Raw genomic sequence first — 12,631 nt, 5'->3', positions numbered from 1 at the left:
CCCCGCACAGCCCGTCGTCCGTCCGGCACGGAGCCCCGGACCCGAGCCGGACGGACGCATCCTCACCTCTCGAGCGCCGCCTTCATCATCTTCTGCGCGATCGGAGCCGCCAGTCCGTTGCCGCTGACTTCGGAGCGCGCCGAGCCCGAGTCCTCGACGACCACGGCGACCGCGACCTCCTTGCCGGTGGATCTGTCCTTCGCGTACGAGGTGAACCACGCGTACGGGGTGTTGCTGTTGCCCACCCCGTTCTGCGCGGTGCCCGTCTTGCCACCGACCTCCGCCCCGTCGATCCGGGCGTTGGTGCCGGTGCCCCGCTCGACGACGGTGACCATCGCGCTGCGCAGCTGCTCGGCGGTCGAGGCGGAGACGACCCGCTTCGTGTCACCGTCCGCGAACTTCTGCAGGGCGTCGCCGTCCGGGTCAGTCACCTCGGACACCATGTGCGGCGCCGCCAGCTCACCACCGTTGGCGAGGGCGGCGGAGACCATCGCCATCTGCATCGGGGTGGCGGTGACCTCGAACTGGCCGATGCCGGTCAGCGCCGTCGACGACCTGTCCATGCCGGACGGATAGACGCTCTTCGAGGCGCGCACCGGGACGTCCAGCTTCTCCGCGTTGAAGCCGAATTTCTCCGCCATCGCCCTCACCTTGTCCTCGCCGAGATCGGCGGCGACCTTCGCGAAGACGTTGTTGCAGGAGTACTGGAGCGCCGTGCGCAGGGTGGCGTTCTCGCAGGGGGCGGAGGCGCTCTCGTTCTTCAGGACCGTGGAGGTGCCGGGCAGTGTGTACGGGTCCGGGCTGTCCGTGCGCTCGTCGACCGAGCTGTAGAGGCCGTTCTCCAGCGCCGCCGAGGCCACCACCAGTTTGAACGTCGAACCGGGTGCCAGCGGTTGCCGCAGCGCTCGGTTGACCAGCGGTTTGTCCGGATCGGAGAGCAGCTCCTGCCAGCTGTCGCCGTCCGTTGTCCCGCTGATCTTCGACGGGTCGTACGAGGGGGTGGAGACCATCCCCAGAATCCGTCCGGTCCCGGGGTCGATCGCGACGGCCGCGCCCTTGTCGTCTCCGAGCGCCTCGTACGCCGCCTTCTGCACGTCCGGGTCGATCGTCGTCAGCACATCGCCGGGCGCCGCCTGCTTGCCGGTCGCCACGTCGAGGGGGTTCCTCAGCCGGTCGTCGGTGCCGTCGAGCACATGGCTGTAGATCCCTTCGAGCTGGGTGGCGCCGTACGCCTGCGAGCTGTACCCGGTGACGGCGGCATAGAGCTCGCCCTTCGTGTATGTGCGCTTGTACGCGAGATCGCCGGCCTGGGTCCCCTTCGATCCGGTGACCGGTGATCCGGCCACGATGATGTCACCGAGCGGCTGCGCGTACTGCGCGATGGTCTTCCGCCGGTTGTGGTCGTCGTCTGCGAGGGCTCGGGCCTGGTACGCCTGCACCCAGGTCGCCCGCCCCAGCAGGGCGAGGACCAGCAGCAGGCAGAAGACCGAAGCACGCCTGATCGTTCTGTTCATCCCACTGGAGGGACGAGCGGGGCCGTCCGGCACGTTCCCGCCCGTGTCGCTTCTCACCGATTTTTCAGACTGTCCGACCGGCCGCGGCCGCACGGCGCGGACCCGTCACCGGGGCGTGGAGCGGCCTTCGCCCGGCGTCCGGCCGGCCGTGGGTGCCAGCGTGATGAGCAGCTCGTCGGTCAGCTCGCCGCGGGCGTGCGCGAAGCCACGGTCCTCGCCCGTGACGGTGAAGCCGCACTTCTCCAGCACCCGGCGTGAACCGGTGTTGTCCGTCGCCGCCCGGGCGTGCAGCGGGCGTTCCGGTACGGCGTCCAGCAGCGCCCGCAGCGCGGCGGTCGCGAGTCCGCGGCCCCAGCGCCCCCGGTCGATCCAGTAGGTGACCTGGCGGTCGCCCTCGGGCCCGTACACCCCGGCGTTACCGACCACCGCGCCGTCGGCGAGCACCGTCCGCATCACGATCGTCCGGTCGGCCAGGAGCCGCCTCCAGTGGGCGTCGAACGCGGCCCGGTCGGTGGGGTCCTCGCTGGTGAACGCGGCCGTGCGGACGGCCTCCGGATCGCACATGTACGCGTAGAACAGCGGCAGATCGCTGCCGCGCACCTCGCGCAGGGTCACCTCGGCCGCGCTCATCGGTCAGAGCCTCCGGGTGGCCAGCGTCAGCCGGTCCCGCGCGTCGAAGAGCGCGTCCTTGACCATCTGCTCGTGCGCGGGGGTGAGCCGGGCGACCGGCACCGAGCAGCTGATCGCGTCGCGCGCCGGAGTCCGGTAGGGGATCGCGATGCCGAAGCACCGCAGCCCCAGGGTGTTCTCCTCGCGGTCGACCGCATATCCCTGCTCGCGGATGACGTGCAGCTCCTCGATGAGCTTCTCGCGGTCGGTGAGGGTGTGCTCGGTCAGCGCGGGCAGCGTCTCCGGCAGCATCTTGCGGACCTGCTCGTCGCTGTGGGTGGCCAGCAGCGCCTTGCCGAGCGAGGTGGAGTGGGCGGGCAGCCGGCGGCCGACACGGGTGAAGGGACGCAGATAGTGCTGGGACTGCCGGGTGGCGAGATAGACCACGTTCGTACCGTCGAGGCGGGCCAGGTGGATGGTCTCCGTGGTGTCGTCGGAGAGCCGGTCCAGCGTCGGCCTGGCGGCCGCGACGACCTCGTCGCCGTCGATGTACGAGGTGCCGACCAGCAGGGCCCGCACGCCGATGCCGTACCGCGTCCCCGTCGCGTCGGTCTCCACCCAGCCCAGCTCGACGAGGGTGCGCAGCAGCATGTAGAGGCTCGACTTGGGATAGCCGACGGCTTCCTGCACGGCCGCCAGCGAATGCATGCCGGGCCGCCCGGCGAAGTACTCGAGCAGCTCCACCGTCCGTACCGCGGACTTGACCTGTGCCCCACCTGACTCGGCAACCGACATCGCCTTACGCCCCTTCCAGCCCACTTGCGAAACCCTGCGACTTCTTGCCAACACGGAACGCCCGGAAATAGAGTCCCTACATATTCACGATCAGGAACTCTGTTCAGAATACCGAACAACTTCTGATGTGTGGCAGTGGAGCGGAAGGAAACACGGTGGCAGCAGCACCAGTCTGGAGCGTCGACCCCCGCACCGGGAACCCGCGTGAGCAGGTTGCGGTGGAGGCTACAGCGGAGGAGGTCGACCGTGCCGTCAGGGCGGCACATGCCGTACGGGACTCGCTGGCCGACCGCACCGTACGCGCCGCCTTCCTGCGTACCGCGGCCGATCTGCTCGCCGAGGCCGGTGAGCACGTGATCGAGGCCGCCGACGCGGAGACCGCACTCGGCCCGGCGCGGCTCACCGGCGAGCTCGCCCGCACCGCAGCCCAGTTGCGGGCCTTCGCCGACGTCGTCGACGAGGGCGCCTTCCTCGACATCCACATCGACCACGCGGACGCCACCCGGACCCCGCCCTGGCCCGACCTGCGCCGCTACAAGATCCCGCTCGGCGTCGTCGCCGTCTACGCGGCCAGCAACTTCCCGCTCGCCTTCTCCGTACCCGGCGGTGACACCGCCAGCGCCCTGGCGGCCGGCTGCCCGGTCGTCGTCAAGGCGCACCCCGACCACCCCGCCACCTCCGAGCTGTGCGCCTCCGTGCTGCGCCGGGCCGCCGCCAAGGTGGGCCTGCCCGAGGACGTACTGATCCTGGTGCACGGCTTCGAGGCGGGCGTCGAGCTGGTCAAGCATCCGCTCGTGGCCGCCGCCGGCTTCACCGGCTCGATCCGCGGCGGGCGGGCCCTGTTCGACGCGGCGGCCGCCCGGCCCACCCCGATCCCGTTCCACGGCGAGCTCGGCTCCCTCAACCCCGTCGTCGTCACCGAGGCGGCCGCCGCCGAGCGCGGTGAGCAGATCGGTGCCGGGCTCGCGGGCTCGATGACCATGGGCGCGGGCCAGTTCTGCACCAAGCCCGGCTTCGTGCTGGCCCCGACGGGCGAGACCGGCGACCGGTTGCTGAAGTCGCTGACCGACGCGGTCAGCGACAGCGAGGCCGCGGTCATGCTCGACCACCGGATGCGGGACGCCTTCGTCGCAGGTGTCCGGGCCAGGGCCGAACTCCCGGACGTGGAAGCCCCCGTCACCCCCGGTGCGAGCGGTGACCACACCGTCTCCGCGGGCTTCCTGACCGTACCGGCGCACCTGCTGGCGACCGAGGGCCCGCACGACGCGCTCCTGGAGGAGTGCTTCGGCCCGGTCACCGTCGTGGCCCGGTATGCCTCCGAGGACGAGATCACCGCCGTCCTGTCCCGGCTTCCCGGCAACCTCACCGCCACGCTCCAGATCGCCGAGGAGGGTGCCGACGCAGACGCCCCCGGACTCCTCACGGCCCTCACCCCGCTGGCCGGACGGGTCCTCGTCAACGGCTGGCCGACCGGAGTCGCGGTCGCCCCCGCCCAGCACCACGGCGGCCCCTACCCGGCCACCACCTCCACCTCCACCTCGGTCGGTGCCACCGCGATCGAACGCTGGCTGCGCCCGGTCAGCTACCAGACGACACCGGAGGCCCTGCTGCCCCCGGAACTACGCGAGGACAACCCGCTGGGCCTGCCGCGCCGGGTGGACGGACGCCGCGCATGACGCTGAGCCTTCCCGAAGTCCCCTTCGATCTGCGGTCGTTCGGCCCGGAGGGGCAGTGGTCGTACGAGGGCGGTGTACTGACCGGACGGGCAGGTGTCCGGCAGGACCGGTTCGTACCGCCCGGCGGCGACGCCCTCGACCCGGCGAGCGACGCACCGCGACTGCTCGGCGTGGCACCGGACGGCGACTTCCAGCTGATCGCCCGGGTGAACGTCGGCTTCGCGGCGGCCTTCGACGCCGGGGTGCTCTATCTGCACGTCGGGGAACGGGAATGGGCGAAGCTCTGTCTGGAACTCTCCCCGGCCGACCCAACCGTCTGCACGGTCGTCACCCGGGGTCGCTCCGACGACGCCAACGCCTTTGTCGTGGACGGCGAAAGCTGCTGGCTGCGGCTCAGCCGCAACGGCAGCGCGTTCGCCTTCCATGCCTCGGGGGACGGCGAGACGTGGACCTTCGTCCGCGTCTTCGCCCTCGGCGACGCGGAGGGGGCGGCAGCGGCGTCGATCGGCTTCCTCGTCCAGTCGCCGACCGGCGAGGGCTGCGAGGCGTCGTTCGACCGGATCGCCTTCCGCCCGACCGGGCTCGACGATCTGCGCGACGGCAGCTGAGCCGCCTCGCGTCCGTGCCCGTCCGTCGAGCGGACGGGCACGGACGCGAGGCTGGACCGGGTGACAGCGTGTGGCGGCGACCGTGCCCGGTGCCGCCGCGGCCACCCCGGCCGCCGAAGCGACTCCCGCTCGTCGCGTACGACCGAGGCCGTTTTCCCGGACGGTCGGCCGGGCGGACCGGCGTCGCAACCGCGGGCCGACCCGTCGCGTCCCTCCCCTCATGATCAGAATTGCCACGCCCGCCGATCTCGACGCCATCGTCCAGCTGCACACCGAAGCCCGCGCCACCTACTACCGGGGCCACCTCCCGGAAGAGGAGTACGCGGGCGCCGCCGAGGTCGGCCGCAGCCGAGGTGGCTGGTCCCGGGCCATAGACCGCCCGGACGCCACCGTGCTCTGTGCCGAACGGGACGGGACCCTCGTCGGCGTCGCGGCCTTCGCCGTACGCGACGGCGTCATGCACCTCACGCAGCTCCATGTCTCCCCGTCCCACTGGCGTACGGGAATCGGCACCGAACTCCACACCGCCTGTGTCGACGCCTGGCGGCAGGCCGGAGTGGACAGCACCCAGCTGGAAGTCTTCGTGCACAACACCCGTGCCCAGTCCTTCTACGCCGACCGGGGCTGGACCCCCGACCCCGACCACCCGCGCGCCGGCACCCATCTGATCCTGCGCCTGACGGTGAGCTGACGGCCACCGTCCTCGCCGGAGCCTCACCACGCGCCCTTGGGACCGGAGTTGGGCCCGGGGGCCCAAGACTCCGACCCGCAGTGCCCATAGCCTGAACGGGCATCACTCTGCTTGTGGCAGGTCTGGTTGGGGGAGACAAGGCATGTCCGCGATCGGTGGCATACCCGCGTACGGAGGTGACGCTCCGGCGCCGGGTGAGGGGCGACGGGAGCTGCCACGGGCACTCGGAGCGGCCCGCATCCTGCTGCATGTCCTGTTCGGAGCGACCGTGCTGGGCGGCCTCGGGCTGTTCGGCTCCGCGCTCGCCGCGGACGCGATGGGCGGCGTGGTCATCGGCCTCGCGCTGTACGGGGCCGCTCCCGGAGTCGTGGGCTGGATGCTCTCGCGACGCGCCTGGACCGGCGGCAGGGGCGTATGGGGCGGCCTGATCGCCGTACAGGTGTGGCTGATCCTCGGAGGCCTCGCCAACATTGCGAACGGGTCGGTGCACGGCTTCACCCAGGTGTTCCTGCCGGTACTGATCCTGGTGCTCCTCACCCGGAAGCAGAGCCGCGAGTGGTTCCGGCTGCCGGCGCGGACCCGGGAGGACAAGCCCGAGTTCTCGCTCTCCCACATGATCACCTGGCGGCGGGACCGGGGGCAGACGGCTCTGGAGTACCTGGGCCTGGTCCTGATCGTCGTGGCGCTCATCGGCGCGCTGGTGCTGAGCGGGGTCGGCGGCCAGATCACGGACCGCCTCCAGGCGGCGATCTGCTCGCTCACGGGCACGTCGTGCGAGGTGACGGGCACCGGCAGCGACACGGTCGGGGCCGGTAAGACCGCGGGCGGTACGGACGGGGGCGGTTCGGACGCGGGTGGCAGCGCGGTCGCCGGGGGTTCGGATTCGGGCGGCGCCGACAACGGCGGCGCCGTCGCCGGCGGTGCGAACGGTACGGGCGCGGGCGGGGCGAACGGCAGCGGCGCGGGCGGTGCGAACGGTACCGGTGCGGGCGGTGCGAACGGTACGGGCGCGGGCGGTGCGAACGGTACCGGTGCGGGCGGTGCGAACGGTACGGGCGCGGGCGGTGCGAACGGTACCGGTGCGGGCGGGGCGAACGGTACCGGCGGCTCCACCGCCGGGACAGCGAACGGGGGCGCCGACGGAGGCTCCACCACCGGATCCGGCGGCGGCACCGGCGGACCCGACGGTCCCGGCACCGACACCTACCCCGAGACCAGCACCGAGCCCGAGGCCACGTACGACACCCCCGTCTCGGACGCGGACTCCGACGACTCCGGCGACTCCGGGAACGACGGGGACAAGAAGGAGGACTGCGGCGGCTGGGGCTTCTTCGGCTGTGCGTGGGATCGCACCACCCAGGTCGTCAAGGGCCTCGCCGTCGACGGTGTCTGGGGTGATGTCACCGGCATCATCGACCTCTTCAAGCCCGAGACCTGGTCCGGCCTGGCCGATTACGGCAAGCAGCTGGGCAGCACGTGGATGCAGGACTCCAAGGACGCCGGGAGCAAGTGGGACAAGGGCGACTACTTCGGTGCGCTCGGCGACTGGGGCAAGGCCTCGCTCAACACCGTCGTGAAGGTCGGCGACGACATGTTCGTCGGCGACGAGGTACGGGACCGCTGGAACAACGGTGAGAAGACGCGGGCCGTCACCGATGTCGTCTGGAACATCGGATCCCTCTTCATCCCCGGCTACGACGTGGCGAAGGTCGTCGGCAAGGCCAGCAAGCTCGGCAAGCTCGGCAAGGTCGCCGCGAAGGTGGCCGAAGCCGCCGAGAACGCCGGCAACGCCGCGCGCCGCGCCCGTAAGGCCGCTGAAGTCGGAGACATCGACGGTGTCCGCAAGGCGGCCAAGGAGGCCGACGAGGCGGCGGACGAAGCAGAGGATGCGGCGCGCAAGACAGGATGCAGCATCGCCCTCGGCTCCCGGGTGCGCTACGGCGGCTACGGCGGTATCTCCGGGTCCGGAACCGGGGTGCTCGCCGCGGGGCCCCCGGACCGTGTGATCCTCGCCGACGACGGCTGCGACAAGGCGGCCGAGGCCAAGGCGAAGGAGGCCCGGGAGCAGGAACGGGCCGCCTGGACGGACAAGAAGCGCGCCGAGGAGAAGGATCGCGCGGCCAAGGCGCTGGCGGAAAAGAAGCCGTATCCCGATCCCAAGCGCAACGACACCTCCGACCCGCGCAACTACAACCCGCCGGAGTGGGCCAAGGATCTCAAGGACCCGGAGCTGGGGTCCGCCGACCTCGGCGACGGCTACTGGGCGAGCCGCGACCGCAACCCTCCGCCCAACTGGGAGAACGAGTCCTGGCTGCGCTACCAGGAACAGATCACCGGCATCAAGCGCGGCAAGGAGTACGTCGTCGCGCACCCCGACGAGGGCGTGCCGCAGGTGGAGTACGACGGCTGGGACTCCGGCCGGCAGACGTTCCTGGAGGCCAAGAACGGTTACGAGAGCTACCTCTCCAGGAGTGACAAGAGCACGCTCACCGATTCCGGCAAGCAGAAGTTCGTCGACGAGGCTCAGCGCCAGATCGACGCGTCCGGCGGCCGTCCCGTCGAGTGGCACTTCTCCAACCCGGATGTGGCCAAGGCCGCCCGCAAGGCGTTCCGGGAGAAGGGTCTGCGGGTCAAGGTCGTCTACACCGCGCAGAAGACGGGGGACAGCACCAGGAAGCCCGGGGCTTTCGACTAGCGTGGACGGGGTGCTTGCTTGGGCCGGACCAGGGGACGGCAGACGATGGAGGCAACATGCGACGTGTGGTGCGGGGCTTCTGGGGGCCTCGGGTGGAGTCGGCCGAGGTGCTGGCCCGACGGTGGAAGCTGACCCTGGACCAGCTTGCCGGGCTTCTTCCGGTCGTCGGCTCCGGTTCGGCTGCGGGTGAAGCGCGGACGTGGCGGCAGATCCACTCGGGCGGGCCCGCCACCGATCTCCTGCAGGACGAGGAGTCCATTCTCGCCGCCCTGCACGCGGCCCGGGAAGCCGACGGCTGGTCGGCCCGTATCGGCTCCGGACTGCAACTCGTCCTCGTGGGCGAGCCGGACTGGAAGATCGAGGTCAGTGGGACCGGGGGCGGTACCTCTGAGTTCCTCCTCCAGTCGATGGTGATCGGCATCAAATCGCCGGACACCGCCGAGATCCCCGACGCCGAGCTCCTCACTGCGGTTGCCGAGGTGTGGGAGCCGGATTTCGGTGATGTGACCGATGACGACGTGCTCGACGCCCTGGAGGACGACGGCGGCTTCGCTGTCGGTGAGCCTTCCATCGGTTGGATCGGCTATCTCTCCCCAGGGCGCGCGGCTCTGCTGCCGGACGGCATGGCGGTCGCCCGCAAGGAACTGCGCGGTGGGGGCGTACTCCTCGACGTCGCTCCGCGCGGCGACGTCAAGGACGTACTCCGGACCTACCTGCAACTGCGGGACGCGGGTGCACTGCAGCCGCTGCCGAGCCCGATGGAGCGGGCCGCGCTGTGACGGCCCGGATGGGCGAGGCGTTCGAGATCGATCGCGCGCTGTCCGACATCGAGACGCTGCTGGCCGGGCCCGTACCCGCAGCCGGCCCGACGGACGACGAGGGTGACCCCGCCACGGGGGAGTGGACCGCAACCTCGGGCGAGGGCTTCCGGATCCTTCCGCTCTGGGAGAGCGAAAGCCTTGTCGGTGTGTACGCGCCCGAGTGGAACGACGCGGAGGAAACAGCCCGCGGGCATCTGGACGAGCTCGTGGCGGAATTGGACCGTCGGTGGGGCGCCCACCGGAAGGTGGGCATGCGGGTGCCGATCTTCCGGAAGATCGCGAACGAGCCCCTGCCGCCACTCTTCCAGGCGCTGTGCGACCAGGACCTCCTCGGCGACCTGTCGGTGTGGGGGCCGGTGGCCGCCGGTCCCGAAGCCGCGGACGTGTGGGTCGCGGCCTCCCTCAACCAGTGCGACGGCGACGCCCCGATGATCCTCGTGGCCCTCGTCAGCGACCGCCCTATCGTCGAGCTGGAGGATTAGGGCCTGCCCGGCGGATCATGTCGGAGACGCGGGGTCTGGCGCGCCCATCTGCGGCGTTGTCGTCGGTTGCCGACGCTCCGCGTCGACGCCCTCCTCCGCCTCGCAGCTGAGCGCGCCAGACCCCCGCTCACCTGCGCTTTGCAGATGCCGAACCTTCGCTCCGACCTGATCCGCCGGACAGGCCCTAGCGGCCGACGGTCGTCCGGCCCGGTCGGGAATGACATGGTCAGGGTTCGTGTTGACGGGTGGAGCGGAGGGTGCCTCCGCGCTGCCCTCACACAACTGTGCCGGTCAGCCGCACGATCCATCTGCACAACGGCCTGGAGAGAAGAAGAGTCATGCGCGTCGAGATCTGGAGCGACATCGCCTGCCCCTGGTGCTACATCGGCAAGGCCCGCTTCGAGAAGGGCCTGGCGGGGTTCGCCCATCGCGACGAGGTCGAGGTCGTGCACCGGTCCTTCGAGCTCGACCCGGGCCGCGCCAAGGGCGACACCGCGCAGGTGATCGACATGCTGGCGCAGAAGTACGGGCGTACCCGTGAGGAAGCCCGGTCGATGGAGGCCAACGTCGCGGCCAACGCACAGGCCGAAGGGCTCGGCTACCGGACCGAGGGGCGCGATCACGGAAACACCTTCGACATCCACCGGCTGCTCCACCTCGCCAAGGCCCGCGGACGCCAGGACGAGCTGCTGACGCTCGCCTACCGGGCGAACTTCGCCGAGGAGCGGTCCGTCTTCGACGACGGCGTGCTGGTCGAGCTCGCCGTCGAGGCCGGTCTCGACGGCGACGAGGCGCGCGCCGTGCTCGCCGACCCGCGGGCGTACGCGGCCGAGGTGCGGGCCGACGAGCAGGAGGCGTCCGAGCTGGGCGCCAACGCCGTGCCGTTCTTCGTCCTCGACCGGCGGTACGGGATCTCCGGCGGCCAGCCCGCCGAGGTCTTCGCGCAGGCGCTGGAGCAGGCATGGAAGGACCGTCCGCTGACCGCCATCGGCTCGGACGGGGCCGCCTGCGACGCCGACGGGGCCTGCGAGGTTCCGCAGTCCGGCAGCCAGGGCTGATCCTGCGCCGTCGCAGCCGACCGCTCATCCGCATGGATGAGCATTGCTTGGGTGTACCCCTCAACTCTTCGTGATTGACGATGAGTTGAGGGGCGTTCAGGCTGGAGACATGGAGATCTCCTCGCTCACCCAGGCCGTAGCCGCCGAGTTTGCGCCCAAGTCCACGTATCTCAACACCGCCAGTTGCGGGCTGCTGCCCCGTCGCACCGTCGAAGCGGTGAAGACGCTCGCCGACGAGAACGCCGCGGGCACCGGTGCGGGCGCGGGCAGCTTCGACGCCGTGGACGCCGCGCGGACCCGGTTCGCCGGGCTCGTCGGTGTCGGTCCCGAGCGGGTCGCCACCGGCAGCTCGGTCGCCGTCCATGTCGGTCTGATCGCTGCCTCGCTGGAGCCGGGAGCCGAAGTGCTGGTTCCCGAGGGGGAGTTCAGCTCGGTCGTCGGCCCCCTCTCGGTCCGTGGGGATCTGCGGATGCGGTACGTCCCGCTGGACGGCATGGCCGAGGCGGTGCGGGCCACGACCGCACTGGTCGCCCTCTCCTCCGTGCAGTCCGCCGACGGCCGGATCGCCGACCTCGACGCGGTTCGCGCGGCGGCCGCCGCGCACGGTGCCCGGGTCCTCCTCGACGCCACCCAGTCCGCGGGCTGGCTGCCGCTGGACGCCGGAGCGTACGACTACACGGTCACGGGCGGCTTCAAGTTCCTGCTCTGCCCGCGCGGTACGTCGTTCCTCACCGTCACCGAGGAGGCGCAGGAGACCCTGTCGCCGCTGTACGCGAGCTGGGTGGCCGGCGAGGACCGCTGGAACAGCACGTACGGGCCCGTCGGCCGTCTCGCCGCCACCGCGCGCCGCTTCGACGAGGCACCGGCCTTCCTCGCGTACCACGGCGCCGAGCGCTCCCTCGCGCTGATGGCCGAGATCGGCATCGACACCGTGCACGCCCACAACACCGCGCTCGCCGCCCGGTTCCGTACCGCGCTGGCCGGGATCGGCCATGAGCCGGTGCCCGGCCGGTCCGCGGTGGTCGCCGTGCCGGGGCTGGGAAGCCGCGAGTCGGCGCTGGCCCGGGCCGGCATCGCGGTGTCGGCCCGGGCCGGAAATCTGCGGGCGGCCTTCCATCTCTACAACACGCAGGCCGATGTGGACCACGCGCTGGAGGTGCTCGCGGGCTGAGCGGTCAGCGGCCTTCCGGGCAGCTACCGGCCTCGCGGGAGAGGTTCTCCTCGACCCTGGCCAGCAGCCGGGCCAGTTCGGTGCGTTCCGTCGCGTCCAGGCCGGCGAGCGTGCGCTCCTCCAGATTCGTCCAGGCCCGCTCGACATCCGAGTGCAGGGCGCAGCTGTCCGAGCTGGCCTCGACCAGGACGGCCCGCCGGTCGTCCGGGTCGGGGCAGCGGCGGACATGGCCGGCCTGTTCGAGCCGCTGGAGCATCTTGGTGACGGTCGACGGATCGAGGTCGACCGCCTTGATCAGCTCCGACTGACGCGCCGCGCCCGCGTCCCACAGGTACATCATCAGGAACTCCTGGCCGGGATAGAGCCCCGCGCACCTGAGCGCCTTGCCGGCGGCGATCCGGTGCAGCCGGGCGACCCGTGAGACGGCGTGGCTGACCGGGCCGCCGCGGGCGGCACTGGGCAGCTCGGTACAGACGGGGTCGGCGGATTCGGCCTTCATGGGGGACTCCTC

The 12,631-nt window shown here is 71.3% G+C and carries 12 protein-coding genes; 8 read left to right on the top strand and 4 right to left on the bottom strand.

Going from position 1 to position 12,631, the window contains the following annotated elements; genetic code table 11:
- Positions 1–62: 62 nt before the first annotated feature.
- The 3 genes from ACFYP5_RS05630 to ACFYP5_RS05620 all read right to left on the bottom strand — a co-directional run bounded on the left by ACFYP5_RS05630 (position 63) and on the right by ACFYP5_RS05620 (position 2,918).
- Entirely contained in the window at positions 63–1,514 is a 1,452-nt protein-coding gene (locus ACFYP5_RS05630; protein WP_389031032.1) for a peptidoglycan D,D-transpeptidase FtsI family protein, read from the bottom strand.
- A 105-nt stretch (positions 1,515–1,619) separates the two neighbouring features.
- Positions 1,620–2,144: a GNAT family N-acetyltransferase gene (locus ACFYP5_RS05625; RefSeq protein WP_389031029.1), complete on the bottom strand. Its 525-nt coding sequence runs from the start codon at positions 2,142–2,144 to the stop codon at positions 1,620–1,622.
- A gap of 3 nt (positions 2,145–2,147) precedes the next feature.
- Complete coding sequence (locus tag ACFYP5_RS05620; RefSeq protein ID WP_030919961.1) at positions 2,148–2,918, bottom strand: IclR family transcriptional regulator; 771 nt, start codon at positions 2,916–2,918, stop codon at positions 2,148–2,150.
- Between the two features lie 155 nt (positions 2,919–3,073).
- Between ACFYP5_RS05620 and ACFYP5_RS05615 the strand changes: the two genes are divergently transcribed.
- The 8 genes from ACFYP5_RS05615 (at position 3,074) to ACFYP5_RS05580 (ending at position 12,120) form a co-directional block, all read left to right on the top strand.
- Positions 3,074–4,594 (top strand): aldehyde dehydrogenase (NADP(+)), encoded by a 1,521-nt coding sequence (locus ACFYP5_RS05615; RefSeq protein WP_389031026.1) that lies wholly within the window; start codon positions 3,074–3,076, stop codon positions 4,592–4,594.
- Entirely contained in the window at positions 4,591–5,202 is a 612-nt protein-coding gene (locus ACFYP5_RS05610) for a DUF1349 domain-containing protein (protein WP_389031023.1), read from the top strand. Before ACFYP5_RS05615 ends, ACFYP5_RS05610 begins: the two co-directional genes overlap by 4 nt.
- A 70-nt stretch (positions 5,203–5,272) precedes the next feature.
- The gene (locus ACFYP5_RS05605) at positions 5,273–5,893 is read left to right on the top strand and encodes a GNAT family N-acetyltransferase (protein ID WP_389031020.1); all 621 of its coding nucleotides are present in this window, start codon (positions 5,273–5,275) and stop codon (positions 5,891–5,893) included.
- A gap of 142 nt (positions 5,894–6,035) precedes the next feature.
- Positions 6,036–8,588: a Tox-REase-5 domain-containing protein gene (locus tag ACFYP5_RS05600; RefSeq protein ID WP_389031017.1), complete on the top strand. Its 2,553-nt coding sequence runs from the start codon at positions 6,036–6,038 to the stop codon at positions 8,586–8,588.
- 56 nt (positions 8,589–8,644) lie between these two features.
- Positions 8,645–9,367, top strand: a complete 723-nt coding sequence (locus ACFYP5_RS05595; protein WP_389031014.1) for an Imm52 family immunity protein — start codon at positions 8,645–8,647, stop codon at positions 9,365–9,367.
- Entirely contained in the window at positions 9,364–9,891 is a 528-nt protein-coding gene (locus ACFYP5_RS05590) for a hypothetical protein (RefSeq protein ID WP_389031011.1), read from the top strand. The genes ACFYP5_RS05595 and ACFYP5_RS05590 overlap by 4 nt, the downstream gene beginning before the upstream one ends.
- Before the next feature lie 338 nt (positions 9,892–10,229).
- Positions 10,230–10,949, top strand: coding sequence for a DsbA family oxidoreductase (locus ACFYP5_RS05585; RefSeq protein ID WP_389031008.1), 720 nt, complete (start codon positions 10,230–10,232; stop codon positions 10,947–10,949).
- 109 nt (positions 10,950–11,058) lie between these two features.
- Positions 11,059–12,120 (top strand): aminotransferase class V-fold PLP-dependent enzyme, encoded by a 1,062-nt coding sequence (locus ACFYP5_RS05580; RefSeq protein ID WP_389031006.1) that lies wholly within the window; start codon positions 11,059–11,061, stop codon positions 12,118–12,120.
- A gap of 4 nt (positions 12,121–12,124) precedes the next feature.
- On the opposite strand, the gene ACFYP5_RS05575 is transcribed toward ACFYP5_RS05580, so the two are convergent.
- Positions 12,125–12,619 carry a MarR family winged helix-turn-helix transcriptional regulator gene (locus ACFYP5_RS05575; RefSeq protein ID WP_389031003.1) on the bottom strand — a complete coding sequence of 165 codons (495 nt, stop codon included), beginning with the start codon at positions 12,617–12,619 and terminating at the stop codon, positions 12,125–12,127.
- Positions 12,620–12,631 lie beyond the last annotated feature (12 nt).

The organism is Streptomyces sp. NPDC005262, assembly GCF_042872425.1.
Lineage (GTDB): Bacteria > Actinomycetota > Actinomycetes > Streptomycetales > Streptomycetaceae > Streptomyces.
The sequence above is the reverse complement of the archived record's forward strand: the minus strand, read 5'-3'. Positions and strand labels throughout refer to the sequence as shown.

Coding starts and splice junctions, on each gene's coding strand:
- ACFYP5_RS05585 (WP_389031008.1), top strand. CDS start 10,230: ATGCGCGTCGAGATCTGGAGCGACATCGCCTGCCCCTGGTGCTACATC.
- ACFYP5_RS05600 (WP_389031017.1), top strand. CDS start 6,036: ATGTCCGCGATCGGTGGCATACCCGCGTACGGAGGTGACGCTCCGGCG.
- ACFYP5_RS05610 (WP_389031023.1), top strand. CDS start 4,591: ATGACGCTGAGCCTTCCCGAAGTCCCCTTCGATCTGCGGTCGTTCGGC.
- ACFYP5_RS05595 (WP_389031014.1), top strand. CDS start 8,645: ATGCGACGTGTGGTGCGGGGCTTCTGGGGGCCTCGGGTGGAGTCGGCC.
- ACFYP5_RS05580 (WP_389031006.1), top strand. CDS start 11,059: ATGGAGATCTCCTCGCTCACCCAGGCCGTAGCCGCCGAGTTTGCGCCC.
- ACFYP5_RS05620 (WP_030919961.1), bottom strand. CDS start 2,918: ATGTCGGTTGCCGAGTCAGGTGGGGCACAGGTCAAGTCCGCGGTACGG.
- ACFYP5_RS05630 (WP_389031032.1), bottom strand. CDS start 1,514: ATGAACAGAACGATCAGGCGTGCTTCGGTCTTCTGCCTGCTGCTGGTC.
- ACFYP5_RS05575 (WP_389031003.1), bottom strand. CDS start 12,619: ATGAAGGCCGAATCCGCCGACCCCGTCTGTACCGAGCTGCCCAGTGCC.
- ACFYP5_RS05625 (WP_389031029.1), bottom strand. CDS start 2,144: ATGAGCGCGGCCGAGGTGACCCTGCGCGAGGTGCGCGGCAGCGATCTG.